Annotated in this window: 18 protein-coding genes; 3 read left to right on the plus strand and 15 right to left on the minus strand. The window is 53.8% G+C overall.

All coding sequences use genetic code 11. The features are described from left to right. Positions 1–33: 33 nt before the first annotated feature. From pnpS to JOE21_RS12625, 6 genes are all read right to left on the minus strand, one after another. Positions 34–1,788 carry a two-component system histidine kinase PnpS gene (gene pnpS, locus JOE21_RS12600; RefSeq protein WP_309866725.1) on the minus strand — a complete coding sequence of 585 codons (1,755 nt, stop codon included), beginning with the start codon at positions 1,786–1,788 and terminating at the stop codon, positions 34–36. Continuing rightward, positions 1,785–2,495, minus strand: coding sequence for a response regulator (locus tag JOE21_RS12605; protein ID WP_309866726.1), 711 nt, complete (start codon positions 2,493–2,495; stop codon positions 1,785–1,787). Before JOE21_RS12605 ends, pnpS begins: the two co-directional genes overlap by 4 nt. 192 nt (positions 2,496–2,687) lie before the next feature. After that, positions 2,688–3,164 carry a MaoC/PaaZ C-terminal domain-containing protein gene (locus JOE21_RS12610; RefSeq protein ID WP_309866729.1) on the minus strand — a complete coding sequence of 159 codons (477 nt, stop codon included), beginning with the start codon at positions 3,162–3,164 and terminating at the stop codon, positions 2,688–2,690. Between the two features lie 75 nt (positions 3,165–3,239). Continuing rightward, a complete protein-coding gene (gene mdh / locus JOE21_RS12615) occupies positions 3,240–4,178 on the minus strand; it encodes a malate dehydrogenase (RefSeq protein WP_309866732.1) in 939 nt (312 codons plus the stop codon). A gap of 28 nt (positions 4,179–4,206) precedes the next feature. After that, positions 4,207–5,493, minus strand: coding sequence for an NADP-dependent isocitrate dehydrogenase (icd, locus tag JOE21_RS12620; protein WP_309866734.1), 1,287 nt, complete (start codon positions 5,491–5,493; stop codon positions 4,207–4,209). Between the two features lie 53 nt (positions 5,494–5,546). Next, positions 5,547–6,662, minus strand: coding sequence for a citrate/2-methylcitrate synthase (locus tag JOE21_RS12625; RefSeq protein ID WP_309866736.1), 1,116 nt, complete (start codon positions 6,660–6,662; stop codon positions 5,547–5,549). Between the two features lie 414 nt (positions 6,663–7,076). Here JOE21_RS12625 and ytvI point away from each other — a divergent pair, with 414 nt between their 5' ends. Beyond that, complete coding sequence (gene ytvI / locus JOE21_RS12630) at positions 7,077–8,213, plus strand: sporulation integral membrane protein YtvI (protein ID WP_309866739.1); 1,137 nt, start codon at positions 7,077–7,079, stop codon at positions 8,211–8,213. A 45-nt stretch (positions 8,214–8,258) separates the two neighbouring features. Here the strand turns inward: ytvI and JOE21_RS12635 are convergent, their stop codons facing one another. The 9 genes from JOE21_RS12635 to JOE21_RS12675 form a co-directional block, all read right to left on the minus strand. Beyond that, a complete protein-coding gene (locus tag JOE21_RS12635) occupies positions 8,259–8,657 on the minus strand; it encodes an FxsA family protein (RefSeq protein ID WP_309866741.1) in 399 nt (132 codons plus the stop codon). 5 nt (positions 8,658–8,662) lie between these two features. Beyond that, positions 8,663–9,100 carry an acyl-CoA thioesterase gene (locus JOE21_RS12640; protein ID WP_309866742.1) on the minus strand — a complete coding sequence of 146 codons (438 nt, stop codon included), beginning with the start codon at positions 9,098–9,100 and terminating at the stop codon, positions 8,663–8,665. 387 nt (positions 9,101–9,487) lie between these two features. Beyond that, positions 9,488–11,239 carry a pyruvate kinase gene (pyk, locus tag JOE21_RS12645; protein WP_309866743.1) on the minus strand — a complete coding sequence of 584 codons (1,752 nt, stop codon included), beginning with the start codon at positions 11,237–11,239 and terminating at the stop codon, positions 9,488–9,490. Positions 11,240–11,253: 14 nt separating this feature from the next. Further along, complete coding sequence (gene pfkA / locus JOE21_RS12650) at positions 11,254–12,213, minus strand: 6-phosphofructokinase (protein ID WP_309866744.1); 960 nt, start codon at positions 12,211–12,213, stop codon at positions 11,254–11,256. Between the two features lie 101 nt (positions 12,214–12,314). Continuing rightward, complete coding sequence (locus JOE21_RS12655) at positions 12,315–13,277, minus strand: acetyl-CoA carboxylase carboxyltransferase subunit alpha (RefSeq protein WP_309866747.1); 963 nt, start codon at positions 13,275–13,277, stop codon at positions 12,315–12,317. Continuing rightward, positions 13,270–14,133 (minus strand): acetyl-CoA carboxylase, carboxyltransferase subunit beta, encoded by an 864-nt coding sequence (accD, locus tag JOE21_RS12660; RefSeq protein WP_309866749.1) that lies wholly within the window; start codon positions 14,131–14,133, stop codon positions 13,270–13,272. The genes JOE21_RS12655 and accD overlap by 8 nt, the downstream gene beginning before the upstream one ends. A gap of 250 nt (positions 14,134–14,383) precedes the next feature. Next, positions 14,384–15,088 carry a FadR/GntR family transcriptional regulator gene (locus JOE21_RS12665; RefSeq protein WP_309866752.1) on the minus strand — a complete coding sequence of 235 codons (705 nt, stop codon included), beginning with the start codon at positions 15,086–15,088 and terminating at the stop codon, positions 14,384–14,386. A gap of 37 nt (positions 15,089–15,125) precedes the next feature. Next, positions 15,126–16,358 carry an NADP-dependent malic enzyme gene (gene ystJ / locus JOE21_RS12670; protein WP_309866755.1) on the minus strand — a complete coding sequence of 411 codons (1,233 nt, stop codon included), beginning with the start codon at positions 16,356–16,358 and terminating at the stop codon, positions 15,126–15,128. Between the two features lie 255 nt (positions 16,359–16,613). Next, positions 16,614–17,126 (minus strand): precorrin-2 dehydrogenase/sirohydrochlorin ferrochelatase family protein, encoded by a 513-nt coding sequence (locus JOE21_RS12675; RefSeq protein ID WP_309866758.1) that lies wholly within the window; start codon positions 17,124–17,126, stop codon positions 16,614–16,616. Positions 17,127–17,251: 125 nt separating this feature from the next. Here JOE21_RS12675 and JOE21_RS12680 point away from each other — a divergent pair, with 125 nt between their 5' ends. Both JOE21_RS12680 and JOE21_RS12685 read left to right on the plus strand, forming a co-directional pair. Beyond that, entirely contained in the window at positions 17,252–17,731 is a 480-nt protein-coding gene (locus JOE21_RS12680) for a PH domain-containing protein (protein ID WP_309866760.1), read from the plus strand. Continuing rightward, the gene (locus JOE21_RS12685; protein WP_309866764.1) at positions 17,724–19,187 is read left to right on the plus strand and encodes a PH domain-containing protein; all 1,464 of its coding nucleotides are present in this window, start codon (positions 17,724–17,726) and stop codon (positions 19,185–19,187) included. Before JOE21_RS12680 ends, JOE21_RS12685 begins: the two co-directional genes overlap by 8 nt. Positions 19,188–19,190: the final 3 nt, after the last annotated feature.

Raw genomic sequence — 19,190 nt, forward strand, 5'->3', positions numbered from 1 at the left:
AAAACGACCCTTTGCAGGGTCGATGCGTCCACTCTACAGCGGAAATCTCAGGGTGAAGGCGGTTCCTTTGCCCGCTTGGCTGTCCACATAAATCTCCCCGTGATGGGACTCCACCAAATGTTTGACGATAGCCAGCCCCAAACCGGTCCCTCCGGATTCACGGGAACGAGCCTTATCCACGCGATAAAACCGTTCAAAAATACGCGGCAGATCTTCCTCCGGGATGCCGATCCCGGTATCGGATACCCGTATCCACCAGTGATCCTTTTCCTTACCTGCGGATAAGGTGACTGAACCGCCTGACGGCGTATAGGACATCGCATTGGACAACAGGTTGATCACAATCTGGGAAAAACGGTCTTTGTCCACTTGAACCTCAAAATCCTCTTCCAAATCCAAACGAAAGCGGAGTCCTTTCTTCTTCATCGCTTCAATCACCGTTTGGATCGCAGGATAAGTTAACTCCTTCACACGAATCGGCTCCAATTGGAGCGGCATCTTGCGCGACTCCACTTTGGAAAGGTCCAACAGGTCACCGATCAGCCGTTCCAGACGCAGGCTCTCCCGGTGGATGATCTCCAAAAATTCGCGGCGCATCTGTGGATCTTCCGCCGCCCCATCCAACAACGTTTCCGCAAACCCGCGCAACGATGTGACAGGGGTTTTCAATTCATGGGATACATTGGCCACAAATTCCGTTCGCATCTTTTCCAGCCGACGGATCGCTGTAATGTCATGAAGGACCGCCACCACGCCCATCCCGTCCTTCTCTCCCCAAATAGGGGTCAAATTGACTTCGATAATCCGTTCCTCCGGAAAATACAAATGCAATTCATCCCGTACCCGCTCTCCCGACTGCATACATTCCTCAATTAGAGTGTGAAGATCGTGAAATACCGCCCGGTCCGGAAGCGGCTTGCGCAAAAGCTGGGATGTTTTTATATCGAAAAAGCGATGAATCGCCTGGTTGGCCAAGGTTACTTTTTTTCGTGAATCCACCATCAACAACCCGCTCTCCATCGTTTCGATCACGCCGGTAAGACGGCGCTCGCTTTTCCGGATGGTTTCCAACTGATAGCGTAATCCCGCCGCCATCCGGTTGATGGCGGCAGCCAACCTCCCGATTTCATCGCGTTTGCGAACGGGGATCCGACGGTGAAATTTGTTGCGGGCGATGTCAACCGCGACCTGGGTAATCTCCTCCAGCGGCTTGGTGATCCGAGAAGCAATCTGGGAACTGATGACGATCGCTGCCAGGTATGCGATCAGCAGACCGGCGGTAAGGGATGCCCATACGTGATCCAGGGAACGATTGACCGTATCCAGATCCAGCGCGATCCGAACCACCCCCTGGACTCCCGCCTCCCCCACCGGCTTCACCGGAATATAGACAAACAGGCGGTCATCGGTGGTGACCCGGTTATAACCGTTTTCCGTTTGGTCGCGAAGCGAGCGGGCCACTTCCGGAACGTCCGACAGATTGCCCCACTCCTCCGGCGGCCGCTCTGAATCTCCTACAACCGTTCCATCCGCTCGGATCAGTGTAATATGGGCATCCAAAGCAGTGCTGTATGCTTCCGCACGGTTCTGAAATACTTCCGGCTCCGTCTCCGCCGCCCGCCAGTTGAGACTGCCCGCCAACAGCTCTCCTTCCTTTGACAAACGATCGGTCAACGATTCCAGGTAAGAAGCTTTTAACAGCAGTGCGACAAAAATGCCGGTGCCCAGCACCGACAGTCCGATCAAGATAATAAAGACCACAGTCAGGCGATTGCGAAGGGATTTCATGAGTGCTTCGGACCTTCAAACTTGTATCCGATGCCGCGCACTGTCTTAATGTAAACGGGATTGCGGGAATCTTCCTCCACCTTCTCCCGCAGATGGCTCACATGGACATCCACGATCCTCGTATCCCCGATATAGTCATAATCCCAAACAGCATTTAGCAGTTGGTCCCGGGACAACACGCGTCCCCGATGATTGGCCAGATAGATTAAGAGTTCAAACTCTTTCGGTGTCAGATCGACGGACTTGCCACCGCGCAATACTTCGTACCCTTCCACATCGATGACCAAGTCTCCCACTTCCATAGCCGTTTGCTTCTCGTGGGCCGCTTGATCCTTGGATACATCCACCCGGCGGAAAATCGCTTTTACCCGGGCCACCAGTTCCCTCGGGCTGAAGGGTTTGGTCATATAGTCGTCGGCTCCTAACTCTAGGCCCAACACTTTGTCAAACTCCTCTGTCTTGGCCGTCAACATCAAGATGGGCAAATGATGATTTTCCCTGCGCACCTGTTTACACACTTCCAGGCCGTCCACTTTGGGCAACATCAAATCCAGTACCAAGAGATCGGGTTTCATCTCTTTTACCATCTGGAGGGCCGTTTCTCCGTCGGAAGCGACTCCCACCTTGCAGCCTTCCTTCTCCAGGTTGAACTGAACCAGTTTTACAATCGAAGGCTCATCATCCACCACCAAGACGCGCTTTTCCATTGAACCATCCTCCACTTTCCCAGTTCTCCAACATTTGTTTTTCAGTTGCTAACCCACTTCTATTCTCCCTCAACAACAGGCTCCCAATCCACTCCATCGTAACGGGTGGCGCCATTTTCGTAAAGTCCCAACTCTCATCCCTCCACACACAAAAAAAGCCCTGCTCCTTGCGGAGAGGACAGTTGTTCACTGTTAAAAATTTTCATACGCATCCCGAAAAAGCCGATTGGTCGGCGGTGGTCCCAGCACGTCCAGCTCACCGTCGATCACCCTGCGGCCATCCTCATCTTCGCCGATCACTTCCAAGGTAAGCTGATGCCGGCCATCGTCTTTCCCGATCACCTTCAAACGCAATCGGATCGCGGAGCTGTGACGGGCCGCTTCAGGGAAGGTGATCCGTTGACCGACGACCCGGCTTCCAGGACCGGGCAGCCGCTTGGATACGCGACCGGTCACCCAACCCAAGAGCAATCCCGGGGGAACGACCACATGGCCGTAAGGGGTTTGTTCCGCATAAACCGATTGCAGAAACAAGGGGTTCGTGTCTTCCGTCACCCCCAGATACAGGAGCACGTCCCGATCCTCCACCCGCCGGAGAAACTCATCCGTCTCCCCTACGCTGACAGCCTCCCACTCCCGCGGGGTCTCCCGTTTTTTTCCGAGGATCATGACCATCCCTCCTTTGTATGCGCTTACATTTCGGTGCGGCGAAAGAGAGAGCCCGTGGATGGGCCCTCTCTTTCCTCAGCCCAATACCTTCATCACACTGCGAACCGAATCGGCCGACCGATCCAGCGCTGCTTTCTCTTCCTCGGTCAACTCCAGCTCGATCACTTGCTCCAGACCATTGCCACCCAACACGACCGGTACGCCCAGGTACATATCCTTATAGCCGTATTCGCCTTCCAAGTAAGCGATCGCCGGCAACACGCGGCGTTTGTCTTTCAAAATCGCTTCCGCCATTTGTACCAGGGAAGCGGCAGGGGCGTAGTAGGCACTTCCATTGCCCAGCAGACCGACGATCTCACCGCCGCCTTTGCGGGTGCGTTCCACGATGGCATCCAGCCGCTCTTTCGGCAGCCATTTTTCCAGCGGGATTCCACCGGCATACGAGTAGCGTACCAGCGGTACCATGTCGTCTCCATGCCCTCCCAGAACAAACCCGGTCACATCCTCGACGGACAGATTCAGTTCCTGGGCAATAAAGGTGCGGAAACGGGCAGTGTCCAACACACCGGATTGGCCGATCACCCGGTTTTTAGGAAAACCGGAAGTACGGAACACTTCATAGGTCATCGCATCCACCGGATTGGTCAACACCAGGATCGTACAGTTCGGGGAGTGTTTCACTACTGATTCGGTGACTGCACGCATCACTTTCGCATTGGTGCTGACTAAGTCATCCCGGCTCATCCCCGGTTTGCGGGCGATCCCCGCCGTGATGATTACCAAATCCGAGTCTTGGGTGTCCGCATAATCGACGGTACCGGTGATGCGGGCATCAAACCCTTCCACCGGACCCGCTTGTGCCATATCCAAGGCTTTTCCTTTTGTGGGACCTTCCGCCTGCGGAATATCCACCAGAACGATATCCCCCAATTCTTTTTGCGCCAGCATCAATGCGGTGGTGGCTCCGGTAAAGCCGCTGCCGATAATGGAAACCTTTCTTCTGCGAATCGACATGAGTATCCTCCTCGCTGTATGTCGGATGTTATAAATTCTCGATCAGTTTAGTGGCAAATTGGGAGCACTTCAGTTCTGTGGCACCATCCATCAACCGGGCAAAGTCATAGGTTACTTGCTTCTGGCTGATTGTCCGATCCATCGCTCGGTAGATGCGGTCGGCCGCTTCCTGCCAACCCAGGTGTTCCAACATCAGCACGCCGGACAGAATGACCGATCCAGGGTTCACTTTATCCAATCCCGCATATTTCGGAGCGGTGCCGTGGGTCGCTTCAAAGATGGCATGACCCGATTCAAAGTTGATATTGGCTCCCGGTGCGATTCCGATCCCACCCACTTGGGCAGCTAACGCATCGGAAATATAATCCCCGTTCAGGTTGAGGGTGGCGATCACGTCATACTCCGCAGGACGGGTCATAATCTGTTGCAGGAAGGCATCTGCGATGGAGTCCTTGACGATGATCTTGCCGGCTGCTTCCGCTTCGGCTTGTGCTTGATTGGCCGCGTCCAGGCCGTGTTTTTCTTTGATCTCATCATACTGAGCCCATGTAAACACCTTGTCCCCGAACTCCCGTGCGGCCAGTTCGTACCCCCAGCTTTTGAAGGCTCCCTCGGTGAACTTCATAATGTTTCCTTTGTGAACCAGTGTCACGCTTTTGCGCCCCTGGTCCAGGGCGTACTGGATGGCAGACCGGACCAACCGTTCCGTTCCCTCGCGAGAAACCGGTTTCACTCCAATTCCGGATGTTTCGGGGAATCGGATCTTTTTGACTCCCATTTCCTCGCGCAGGAAACGAATCACCTTGCGGGCATCCTCGGATTCGGCCTCCCACTCAATCCCGGCGTAAATATCCTCGGAGTTTTCACGGAAAATGACCATATCCACATCCTCCGGACGTTTCACCGGGGACGGAACTCCGTTGAAATAGCGGACCGGACGCAGACAAACAAACAGGTCCAATTCTTGCCTCAACGCCACGTTGAGGGAGCGAATGCCTCCTCCCACCGGCGTGGTCAACGGCCCTTTGATGGCCACATAGTATTCTTCGATGGTTTTCAGCGTTTCCGCCGGCAACCATTCCCCAAATTGCTTGTACGCCTTTTCACCGGCATAGATTTCAAACCACTCGATCTTCTTGGTGGATCCGTAGGCTTTCTCCACCGACGCATCCAGTACGCGGCGAGCCGCAGCCCAGATGTCCGGCCCGATTCCATCCCCTTCGATAAACGGAATGATCGGATGATCGGGCACTTGAAGTTCCCCGTTTTGAAGAATGATTTTCTCTCCTTGTTGCGGCGCTTCATACAGTGCCATAACAACACTCCTTTTCCTGAGTTCCTGATTGTGTGCAGCGATGTTTGGAAGGTTTAGCGCTGATCGATCGGCACGTACGTCACATTGGTCGGTCCTACGTATTCGGCACGGGGTCGAATCAGACGATTGTCGCTAAACTGCTCCAACACATGGGCGGTCCACCCTGTCACCCGGCTGATGGCGAAAATGGGAGTAAACAGGTTGCGCGGAATCCCCAGGTAATGGTATGTGGAAGCCGAATAGAAGTCCACGTTGGGCTTCAATCCTTTTTTGCTTTGGACGAGATCGTCAATCTGAACCGACATCTCAAACCACTTGGGTTCGCCCGTCAGTTCAGCCATTTGACGCGACATCTCGCGCAGGTGCTTTGCCCGCGGGTCACCATCTTTGTAAACACGATGGCCGAAGCCCATAATCTTCTCCTTGTTGTCCAACTTACGGGTGATCACGTCTTCCACCTTGTCGACGCTGCCGACTTCCTCCTCCAGCATCTCCATGACGCGTTCGTTGGCACCGCCATGCAGAGGTCCTTTTAACGTGCCGATGGCTGTAGTGATGGCGGAATACAGATCCGACAAGGTAGCCGTGGTAACCCGGGAGGCAAACGTGGAAGCATTCAGCTCATGGTCCGCATGCAGGATCAACGCCTTATCGATCGCCTTCACCGCCACCGGATCCGGCTCTTGCCCGTGGAGCATGTAAACAAAGTTGTAGGAAAAACCTTTCCCATCTTGAGGCTCCACGGGCTCCTTACCGTCTCTGATGCGGAACAGCGCCGCTACGATCGTCGGCATTTTAGCCGTTAAACTGATGGCTTTATCATAGTTGGCCTTTTCACTGTTGTCCTCTGCCTGTTCATCGTACAAGCCAAGGGCGGAGACGGCGGTCCGAAGAGCAGCCATCGGATGGACGTTTTTGGGATAAGCTTTCAATTGCTCCACAATCCCTTGTGGCAAGGAAGCGTCGGAGGCCAATCGCTTTGTCAGCACATCCAACTCCTCCCGCTTGGGCAAGCGACCGTTCCAAAGCAGGAAGGCCACTTCTTCAAAGCTGGCTTTTTCAGCCAAATCATCAATGTTGATCCCCCGATAGGTCAACACTCCATCGACAATGGAACTGATCCGTGAGTTGAGTGCAACGACACCCTCCAATCCTCTCGTAACCGTCATACAATCGCTCCTTTGCAATGTTTGGTGCTTCGGGCACTACATCAGGCCGCAGGATTGACCCTTCAGTCGGGAAAATGTATGAAATCCCTCGTATAATTATTGAACGCAAAGCACTTTCTTTTTAGCGAACTTTGCTCGCTTTCAAAAAACTCATCTGCGCTTCGCCAAAGCGTTTCGTAAAAGAACCGTCCGTTCCCCTGTCATCGTTTGCGGTTCGATTACTAAATAGCTTGAGTGCCTTTCGTGCCCCGTATCGCCCACTTCAGTTTACCACAAAAAAACGCATGGTTCACCCAGTCAGTTGCATGGATCTTGCATCCTATACTCATGGGCAGCATGGATTTTCTCACCGTTTGGGATTATATAATAACAGGGAGTTCTTGTCCCACTCCGTACAGTCGGGAAGTGATTCTTTTGAATCGCCAAGCCGTAGAGATCGCCTTACGAGCCGCTTGGGTGTTGGCCCTATTGGTAGTGGGCTATGGGTTGTTCTCCTTCCTCATCCCCTTTTTATATCCGTTTCTCATCGGGTGGCTGATCGCCATGAGCGCAGAACCGTTGGTCCGTTGGTTGGAACGGAGAGCACGCCTGCCACGGTGGGCGGGAGTGACGCTGACCCTGGTCCTGATTGTGTCCGCCATCGTCACTGGGTTGATTTTTCTCATTTCCCAGATTGTCATCGAATTGACACATTTGGCTGAGTTACTCCCTGCCTACTTAGACCAATTCAACCAATATATTCTACATACGTTTGTCTACGAGGAAAATGCACTAACTCGAACCATCCAAAACATCCAGGATTACTTAGAGAAAAATCCGGAACAGCGAACAGAGATCTTAAACAGTATTCGGGACAACCTGGGACTCGTCGCCACCAAAGGAACGGAATTGATTACCAGCATTATCGCCGGTATTGGAACGTTCCTCGGCAATCTCCCTTACTATGCCACAGTTCTAGTTTTTTGTATTCTGGCGGCTTTTTTCATCGGTCTCGATTGGCCCCGTCTGCACGAACTTCTGCTGCGTTTTATTCCGGATCGCATCCGTTCCACCGGCGGTCTTGTCATTCGGGACTTAAAAAAAGCCTTATTCGGCTTCGTTCGTGCCCAGCTCACCTTGATCACTATAACCGGTGTGATCGTCTGGATCGGCTTCACCATCATCGGACTGAATTATGCCCTTACTATCGCACTCGTAACCGCGGTGGTCGACTTGCTTCCCTATTTTGGAGTGGGAGCGGTGTTAGTTCCTTGGGCCATCTACCTGCTTTTAACCGGAAATTTCTCAATGGGAGCCGGTATTGCCATTTTGTATGTGATTATCCTCATTGTCCGACAGATGCTGGAACCCAAGCTGGTCGCGACTAATATCGGTTTGAATCCCCTGCTCACCTTGGTGGCGTTGTTTGTCGGTCTGAAAGCCATCGGAATCTTAGGCCTGCTGGTGGGTCCGGTAGTGGCCGTGATCCTCGTCGCCCTCTACCGTGCCCGGGTGTTTCAGGATCTGTATCGATTTATTCGAAATGGAAGCGATACAGTTGCCGACAAATAAAAAACGCCCCGGCGAACGGCTAGGACGCTTATCCATCTATACTTTTTAGCGGCGGGTCACCCAGATGAGGGTCCCGTTTTGCATCATCCGGGTGAGGGTTTTTTTCATAAACAGTTTGATCATGCCGCGGGGATAAGGAAGCAGGAGCGCAAATCCGATGGCATCCGTAAAAAATCCCGGAGTCAACAGTAATAACCCCCCACACAGGATGCAGATTCCATCCAGTATGGCTTCACCGGGCAATTCGTTGTTCCTTAACTGAATTTGAGCCAGCCGTAAGGTTTGCAGCCCTTGCCATTTGGCTAAATAGCCGCCGACCAAACCGGTGGCGATTACCAACAACACCGTGGGACCCGCACCAATCCAGCTGCCAACCGTGACCAATCCCCAGATTTCCATGGCCGGGACGATGATTAGCAACAGGATGATGATCCGAAACACCATCTCCCTCACTCTCCTTGTTCGCTTTTGCAGGTGAAAGCACGCAAGCGTGAACACCATTGTGGCTGGGTACGTTCAAAATTGAAGGATTTCATATCCGGGTTTACCCATAAGTGGATAGTTTGGCCTCGCGCCAATATCCCCCCGTCACTCAGCCGGACCACCTCATAAGCAAACGTTAATTTGGAGCCCCGCATCTCACGCACCTGTGTACGCACGCCGACCACATCATCAAATCTGGCCGGAGCTACAAAGCGGCAAGAAAGATCCACCACAGGAAGGAGCATCCCCTTCTCCTCCAACTCTCCATAGGATATGCCCAAACGGCGGATCAATCCGGTTCGCCCCACCTCAAACCAGACGGCGTACTGACTGTGGTGAACGACACCCATCTGGTCTGTTTCCTGGTATCGTACACGTAACTGCTCTTCATGATATGGTTCCATCATGGATATCCCTTTTCCGCCTCCATCCTTGAAATTCCCTTTCATTATAGCAAAGAACCCGAGAATGAACCGATTCCTCCGCCATTAGCCATGCATTTTACATATTCCCGTCATTCTCTACACAAACTGAGAATAGCCAAACTGGACACTACGGGATACAATGGCAGTAAGAAAATCCCTCCGGGACGACAAATAGAGACCGGTTGTTGCCGGATCATAGCGGAAATCAAGAATATGAAGCGAGGTGAAGCTCAAATGAAACTCTCCAAACGAAGAAAACGACGCAGGCGGTTGCGCTGGTGGATCTTTCCCAGGCTGGGTATCATCTGAGATTGAAAAAAGCGCTGACAGGGCGAAAGCCATCAGCGCTTTTTTATTTCCTCTTTCTTACAATACGTTTGCCCGACCGGAATAGATATGGCCCCTTTCCGCATCGACCGTCACATTGATGCCGTCCTTAAAGATGTGCGTCGCATCCTTTACGCCAACCACAACCGGGATTCCCAGGCTTAAACCCACCACTGCGGCATGAGACGTCAATCCGCCTTCTTCCACAATCACAGCAGCCGCCCGCTCAAAAGAATCCATCATATCTTTATCGGTGCTGCGGGTGACCAAAATGGCACCATCAACCATTTTGCCGCGCAGCTCCTCCGGACTGGTACCAACAACGATTTTGCCTGTCAGCACCTTTTTGCCAACGCCTTGTCCTTTGGCCAGCACATCACCGATCACGTGAACCTTCAGGATATTGGTGGTCCCGGATTGACCGACCGGAACTCCGGCGGTGATCACGACCGAGTCCCCATGCCGGACATAACTGGATTTCAGCGATGCGGCAATCGCCGATTGCAACATTTCGTCAGTGGTGGTCACCTGGGTTCCCAACACCGGGTAGACGCCCCAAACCAAGCACAATTTCCGTAAGACCGAATCGTGAACCGTAACGGCCACGATGGGAGCCTGGGGGCGGTATTTGGAAACCATACGGGCGGTACGCCCGCTTTCGGTGGAAGTGATAATTGCGGATGATTTCAGTGTCCATGTCGTATGCACGACCGCTTGGCTGATGGAGTCGGGGATGCTGACGTCCGTTTCTTCGATCCGTTCCCGAAATATATCCGTATATTTCAAGGAGCTTTCGGCACGGGAAGCAATCCGATCCATCGTTTGCACCGCTTCTACGGGATAGCGTCCGCTGGCCGTCTCACCGGACAGCATAATGGCGTCCGTGCCGTCAAAAATGGCGTTGGCCACATCACTGGCCTCGGCACGGGTGGGACGGGGGTTGCGCTGCATGGAGTCCAGCATTTGTGTGGCAGTGATGACCGGTTTGCCCAGACGATTACACAGTCGAATCATTTCTTTTTGAACGATGGGCACCTCTTCAGCGGGAATCTCCACGCCCAAGTCCCCCCGAGCCACCATCAGCCCATCGGAAACCTCCAGGATGGATTGGAGGTTATCCACACCCTCCTGGTTTTCAATCTTGGAAATGATATGGATATCGGCATCATATTCCTCCAGGATTTTGCGAATCTCCAGGACATCCTCCGGTTTTCGGACGAAAGAGGCGGCGATAAAGTCGACCTGGTGCTCAATCCCGAAACGGATATCGGCGGCATCTTTTTCAGTAATGCCCGGAAGGTTGACGGAAACGCCGGGAACATTGACCCCTTTCCGACTTTTGAGGGGACCCCCGTTCAAAATTCGGCAATGGATGTCGCTCCCTGCCACTTCCTTTACTTCTAGGCTGATCAGCCCATCATCCACCAAGATGACGGAACCGGGCTTTACATCCTCCACCAATCCAGGGTAAGAGACGGAAACCTTGGAGGCATCGCCTTCCATCGGCTCCGTGGTCAATGTAAAATCCGCTCCGGTTTCCAATTCCACTTCATCCACCGCTAACTCTCCGGTGCGAATTTCGGGACCACGAGTGTCCAGGAGCAGCGCAACCCGGGAATCCAGCTCCGCTTCCACTTCCCGGATCCGCTCGATCCGCCGCAGATGCTCAGCATGATCCCCGTGGGAAAAATTGAGCCGTGCTACATTCATTCCAGCTTTGATGAGATTTTTCAGGGTGTCCCTGTCTTCGCTTGCCGGTCCGATGGTACATACGATTTTGGTTTTGCGCATGGATGCCCCTCCTATTAGATCGCCAGGATTTCGGCCAGGTTATAAATAGACAAGTCCGGTTGATGCTTCATCGCAAACGCCTCTTCGAAGGGGAGTCCTTTAATCTGATTCGCCTGGATCGCCACCATGTGGTCACTCTCGCCCTGAAGCAGGAGATCCACCGCTTCCGCTCCCATCCGGCTAGCCAGCACCCGGTCGTGGGCGGTGGGCGATCCTCCCCGTTGAATGTGACCCAACACAGTCACACGGGTTTCCGTTCCTGTTTTTTCTTTGATCTGACGGCCGATATCGACAGCGGAACCGACCCCTTCGGCTACAATGATAATGCTGTGCTTTTTCCCCCGCCGGGTTCCCCTGGCCAGCCGATCCACCACTTCATCCAATTGATAGGGTGCCTCCGGGATCAGAATCGATTCGGCGCCATCGGCCAAGCCGGCCCATATGGCGATATCACCGGCATCCCGCCCCATCACTTCCACGATGTAGGTTCGCTCATGGGAAGTGGCCGTGTCGCGAATCTTGTCGATACAATCGATCACGGTATTGACGGCAGTATCAAACCCGATGGTGAAATCGGTTCCGGGGATATCATTGTCGATGGTCCCCGGCACTCCCACCGTGGGGAAGCCGCGCTCCGTCAACTTCTGAGCCCCACGAAAGCTTCCATCCCCCCCAATCACCACCAATCCGTCGATTCCTTCTTTTTTCAGATTGGAAACGGCCTGCTCCTGCCCTTCAGCCGTCTTAAATTCTTCACTGCGTGCGCTGTACAGAATGGTTCCTCCACGGTGAATGATATCCCCTACGGAGCCCAAATCCATCGGGATCAAATCCCCTTGAATGAGACCGGAGTAGCCTCGTCTTACGCCAAACACTTCCAAGCCGTGGTGGTGTCCTTTACGAACAACGGCACGAATCGCCGCGTTCATTCCGGGAGAATCCCCCCCGCTTGTTAAAACCGCCATGCGTTTCACAGTTTTCACCTCTCAATAGGATCGTTGAGTCAGTCTATGCCCGGCGGGACTTTTTTTGTCCATGCGGGACAAAAAAGAGAAACCGTGGTGGGGAAGGACCCTCAACCCACGGTGGAGTACACCCCGATTTTCTCAAATTTCCGGTGTCGATCTGCCACCAGAGCCTCTTCATCCATCTTCAACAAAGAATCCAAGGATTCCAGCACGCTTTTCTTGATGGCTTGCGCCTGGGCGGCGGGATCTTTGTGTGCGCCTCCCTTGGGCTCCGGGATAATTGTGTCGATGACGCCGAGAGATTTCAGATCCTGGGCGGTAATTTTTAATGCTTCCGCCGCCTCTTGGGCTTTAGCCGCATCCCGCCACAAAATCGCCGCCGCCCCTTCCGGGGAGATCACGGAATAATAGGCATGCTCCAGCATCAACAACCGGTTGCCGACACTGATCGCCAGAGCGCCGCCGCTTCCCCCTTCCCCGGTAACCACACAGATAATCGGAACGCGGAAGCCGGCCATTTCACGAAGGTTGCGGGCAATCGCCTCGCTCTGTCCCCGCTCTTCCGCTTCCACTCCGGGATGAGCACCCTGCGTATCCACAAAACAGATGATGGGACGTCCGAACTTATCCGCTTGCTGCATCAGACGCAGCGCCTTTCGATACCCTTCGGGATGGGGCAGTCCAAAATTGCGCGCAATCTTGTCTTTGGTGTCTTTGCCTCGCTCATGTCCAATCACGGTGACGGGCCGCCCGTCTAGTTTGGCGATCCCGCCGATAATGGCCGGATCGTCTCCATACAACCGGTCGCCATGAAGTTCCATGAAGTCCGTAAACAGGTATCGGATATAATCCGACGTCGTCGGTCTGGAAGCATGACGGGCAATCTGCACCTTCTGCCAGGTAGTCAAGTTGCCATAAATCTCTTCTTCCAGCCGCCGGGCTTTTTCCTCAAGGGTCTCAATCTCCTGGGAGAGGTCGATCGACTTTTCCTTGGTGAACCGTTCCAATTCGGCGATTTTGTCCCGCAGTTCCACCAGCGGACGCTCAAAAGGCAGTTGTCCGTTAGTCATCGCGCTCTCCCCCGTCCGTATGCAACTCCAGGATCTGAATCAACGTCTCCCGCATCTGGGAACGATGGACAACCTGGTCCAGTTGACCGTGTTTCAGCAAAAACTCCGCTGTTTGAAAATCATCGGGCAGCTTTTGGCGAACAGTCTGCTCGATCACTCGCCGACCGGCAAAACCGATCAACGCTTCCGGTTCAGCGATGTTTAAATCGCCAAGGGAAGAAAAGCTGGCTGAAACCCCCCCAGTGGTGGGGTTGGTCAAAACAGAAACAAACAACACCCGCTTCCGGTGCAAGCGTTCCAGGGCAGCGCTCGTTTTGGCCATCTGCATCAGGGAGAGTACCCCTTCTTGCATGCGTGCCCCTCCCGAGGCGGAAAACAGGATAAAGGGATACCCTTTGGTCGCAGCTTGATCAGCAGCCCGGGCAATTTTTTCACCGACCACGGAGCCCATGCTTCCCATCCGGAAACGGGAATCCATCACCCCGATGATGGCCGGATATCCCCCGATGGTGCACTCCCCGGTGACCACCGCTTCGTTCTGCCCCGTTTTCTTTTTGTCCTTTTCCAGCTTTTCGGTATAGTGGGGAAAACCGAGCGGATCCTCGGACACCAGCTCGGCGTCAAACTCGAAAAAACGTCCCTCATCCACAGTGATCTCAATCCGTTCCCGTGCGGACAACGGATGATGATAGTCACAGTTTTTGCAGACCTTCCAGTTTTTCTCCAACTCTTTGGTAAAGCCGATCGATCCACAGCGGGGACATTTTTGCATAATTCCTTCCGGAATATCCCGTTTAGCCTGCTCCGAAGGAATCGTTGCATATTTTTTCTGCTTTCTAAATAAATCCTTAAACACGGAAAAACACCTCATCCCGGGCGAATCATGGTCATTTGCAAAACGAAGCCCAGCATACCTCTAGCGTCTATATTTCATATTCGTGAGAAAGGTCATAAAATCTTACCCGAATGCTCCACCCCTTAAGGAGTGGAAGATCAACCTTCACCGCAGTCATGATAGCACAGAGAGAATCGTATCCGCAACGCAGGCGGTGCTGCAAGCGCCATTCTAAGCAATTTTGGAAGCTCTGCCACCACTAATTTCCGCCTCAGTCTCGTTCATTCTCGGGTCTTGTATCCATCAAAGTCGGCAAGCCCGCAGAAGCCAGATGTTCTTCCATCCGTTTCGCAGCCTCGCCGGGCTGGCGATGCCGGACAGCATCCAGAATGGCATGGTGCTCCTGCAGCGCTTTTTGGGGACGGCCCGGTTTGGACAGGGACGATTTCCGCACAGTCTGTCCATATTGAATCACCAAATACCAAACCCGCGTCAACAGATGATTATGAGCCGAACGAATCAGTTGATGATGAAAGTCATAATCTTCCTGAATGGGTACCTGTCCTTGGGAAACCGTATGATCCATGTTACTCCAGATTCTCTCCAAAACAGCCACTTCCTCCGCAGTCGCATGAAGGGCCGCTTTTTTGGCAGCTCCGGTTTCCAGCAACACCCGCATCTCCAATAGATTACCCTTAGACCGGTCGTCACGCAAAATGTAAAAAGCGAGAATATCCACCAACCGGTGGGATTGATACGGCTGCAAAAAGGTGCCCTGCCCCTGCTTGGTGGTGATAATCCCCAACAGCTCCAGGGCGCGGAGCGCCTCCCGCACGGTGGATCTCCCTGCATTCAAGCGGGAGACCAGCTCCCGTTCCGATGGGATGCGGTCTCCCGGCTTTAAGCCCTCCTGTTCGATCACTTCGTTGATGCGCATTAAAATCGATTGGAACTTGGAAGTCGTCTCCTCAAACACGTCTCACCGCCACCTCTCCCCGGTGGAGCAGGGATCCTCAATCTCCACGGGTAAGGGCTCGTGTTTTTTCGAACACGGCTTCCGGATCCACCTGAATCCGGGCCTCACCCGTCTCCATCGCCGTGCGAGCCACTTCCGCCGCCACTTTGGGAGCCACCATCGGGTTGAAGGGGGCCGGGATGACATAATCCGGCGAAAGCTCCTTCTCATCAATCAACCCGGCGATGGCATAGGCGGCGGCTACCTTCATCTTCTCGTTAATCGCCTTAGCCCGTACATCCAAGGCCCCCCTGAAGATACCCGGGAAAGCCAACACATTGTTTACTTGGTTGGGGTAGTCGGACCTGCCCGTTCCCACAACCTTGGCTCCAGCCGCAAACGCCTCTTCCGGTATGATTTCCGGATCGGGGTTGGCCATCGCAAAGATGATGGGATCGTGGTTCATCGAACGGACCATTTCCTTGGTGACCGCCCCGGCCACCGACACTCCGATAAACACATCCGATCCCTTCATGACATCGGCCAGTCCCCCTTGGACGCCGCTCCGATTGGTCACTTTTGAAATCTCTTCCTTGATGGCGTTCATGCCGAATGGACGCCCTTCATAGACGGCACCTTTACTGTCGCACATGATGATATCCTTCACACCTAAGGACAACAACAGTTTGATGATGGCGATTCCGGCTGCCCCGGCACCATTGGCAACCACCTTGATCTCATCCATCCTTTTGCCGACCACGCGCAAGGCGTTGATCAATCCTGCCAGAGTGACAATCGCCGTCCCATGCTGATCGTCATGGAATACCGGGATATCCACTTCCTTCTTCAACCGCTCTTCGATTAAAAAGCATTTGGGGGCGGCGATATCCTCCAGATTGACCCCTCCGAAAGTGGGGGCCAAGAGCTTCACGGTTTCCACAATGCGGTCGACCTCAGATGAATCCACACATAGGGGGAACGCGTCCACCCCCGCAAAAGCTTTGAAAAGGACCGCCTTCCCTTCCATCACCGGCATGGCAGCGTGAGGGCCGATATTTCCCAAACCGAGTACCGCCGTCCCATCGGAGACGACAGCAACCAGGTTGCCCTTCATCGTGTACTCGTACACCTTGTCTGAATCCGTATGGATTTCTTTGCACGGTTCCGCCACACCCGGTGAATAAGCCAGGCTCAGATCCCGGGCACTACTAACCGCCACTTTGGATCGAACCGTCAGTTTGCCCTGTTGTTCCTTGTGCAACTTTAATGACTCTTCTCGCAGAGAGGACAATCCTTTCACTCCTTTATCATGCAGCGGAAGGTGGTCAGACCACTTAAATTCGCTCTTATTATATCAGATGCAACCGATGCTAAAAAGAGAACAAAAGGTTGGGACAAGCCATTCGATGATAAAAACACCCCGCACCAACGGGCGGGGCATCCGTTTTATCGATACGGAATGCCTTTACCGAACCAGGATACACCATCACTCATCCCATCATTCCCTTCCATCCCCAACTACCGACATATCCTTCACCTTTCATACTCACTGACGACGACCTCGGCGCTTGCGGCGTTCCCGATATAACTGTTCCAATCGCTCCGTCCATGTATCGTCAAATTCCTTTTTCCAACCATCCCGGATCTGCTGTGCCAAGCGTGGACTGGCTCCCCCGGTAGAAACAGCCAAGGTGAGCCGTCCCCGTCTAAGATACGCCGGGAAGTGGCAATTGCCCAGCTCGGGCTGGTCCACTACGTTAACCAGCCGTCGATCACCAGCGGCTCGTGCCACCTGCGCGTTCACGTCCCTGTCGTTAGTGGCCGCCACCACTACCCACGCTTCATGCAGCACTTCCGGGGAAAACCATTGCCGCTTCCAATCGGCGTTTCCCGCCTCCACTTCTTTTGTAAGTTCGACATCCAGCACAGGTGAGATGATCGTCACCTGTGCTCCCACTTCCAACAGACTCTTCACCTTGCGGGCAGCCACACGGCCTCCCCCGACCACAACGGCGGATTTTCCTTTTAAATCCACCATCAGCGGGTATAATGGTCCCAACTGGATCACCTCGTTTTTTACAGAACCCCTTTTTTCCAGCCAACAAAAGGACTAAACTGGAAAAGGAATGATGGCTGACAAAGCTTCCATCTTTCACATCTACCAAAAGAGGAGGCCCCCTGTCGATGAACGAACCGCCCAAGAATCGTATACATCGAGATGCGATCCGTGTCTGGCGTACCCACGAATGTCTTACCGCCGGCTTCGTGCTGTTAGTGGTGGGAGGAGTGACGGGCCTCACCTTCCTCTTCGATTGGCACCGCTGGATCCCTGCAGTACTGTGGAGCGTCGCTACCGTCTACCTCGTACCGGCCATTTGGATTTATCCCCTGTTGCGATGGCGCTACTACCGATATGAAGTAAACGAAAAAGAGATTGATATCCAATCCGGTTATTTCTTTATTCGCCGCACCATTATTCCCATGGTGCGCGTCCAACACGTCAACACTACGCAGGGGCCATTGTTGCGCCGTCACGGGCTGTCCGAACTGGAAATCAACACTGCCGGGGGAGCATCCTTTACGATTCCCGCTCTTCTGACGGAAGAAGCCGATCAGTTACGGGATCGTATCGGTAGTCTGGTACGGGTGGCAAGAGATGAATAATCCACAACGACTGCATCCCATCACCATCTTGTTTACCATCGTCGGCAATTTAAAGGAAATGGTGATCCCCCTGTTGGTTTACGCGGGCTTCAATCTCTTCAACCGCGGAGGCGGCCAAGCTCTCATCTGGATCGCTGCCGGAGCCGGACTCGTCATCTCATTTATCTTGATTCAAGCCGTTTTACGTTGGTACCGTCAAGTCTACTTTGTAGAAAATGATGAATTTCGGATGGAACGGGGAGCTTGGCTGAAAAAGAAGATTTACATCCCCGTCGAACGGATTCAATCGGTCGACGATGTGGAATCGATTTGGCACCGCTTGTTTGGTGTGGTACAGGTACGGATCGAAACAGCCAGCGGTCAGGAAGAGTCCGAAGCCGTCCTAGAAGCAGTCTCCCGCCCAGCAGCGGACCGGCTGAAGCGTGCTTTGATTCAACGAAAGCGATCCCCCACGGATCCGATTGAAGCCGACTCCCCGGACGACGGTACCGAGACGGAACCGACCCCCTTGGATGCGGAAAAGCTCCGTTTCGGAACCCTCTTGCTCTCCGGCCTTACCTCGGGCCGGTTGGGCGTCGTCCTGGCCCTGCTCGGACCCGCCCTCTCGATTGCCGATGATTTCTTCCAGATCAACGAAGGAATGGTCCGGGAGGCTTATCTGTGGGCCATCGGCATGTTGTCGGTCGGTTGGCTCCTGTTTGCCATCCTGTTGATTGCGTGGGTGATCTCCATTCTCAGCACCCTCATTCAGGATTACCGTTTCACCATCAGCCGGGACCATACCCACTTGATGATCCAGCGGGGTCTGTTGGAACGCCGCCGCACTCTGATCCCGCTTCGCCGCATCCAGGCGGTCCACATCGTGGAAAACATGGCGCGCCAACCCCTGGGTTATGTGACGCTTCGCATTGAAAGTGCCGGCTACGGCGCAGCCGAAGACCAACGATTAATCGCCTTTCCGCTGCTGAAGCGTTCCCAAGTACCGGAATACCTGGATCGGTTTTTACCGGAGTTCGCGGAGTCTGCTCGCGCCTCTCTTCAACCGGTACCGCGACGGGTGTGGAAACGGATGGTCCTTTATCCCCTTCCGCTTCCCATACTCCTAGCCGCCGGTTTGACGTGGGCCTTTCCCCTTTGGGGCTTTTGGGGGTGGCTGCTGGTACCCTTGGCATTCGTGTACAATCACTGGCGCTTCCGGGATGCCGGCTGGGCCATGACCGGGCGGGTGGTGGCCCTTCGCCACCGTCGGTTCAACCGAGTGACAACCTGGATTCCAGGGCGGGCCATGCAGTGCCGGACTCGCTGCCACACTCTTTTAAGCCGGCGTGTCGGACTCGCTTCTTTCCGCACGGTATTAGCTTCAGGCAACCGATATGAGAGCAACTGGCTGGATGAAAAAGACGTCAACTGCATAGCCCAACGCATGGATCCGGAACCGGAAGGGACTTCGGCTTAAAGC

The organism is Desmospora profundinema, from assembly GCF_031454155.1.
GTDB classification, from domain to species: domain Bacteria; phylum Bacillota; class Bacilli; order Thermoactinomycetales; family DSM-45169; genus Desmospora; species Desmospora profundinema.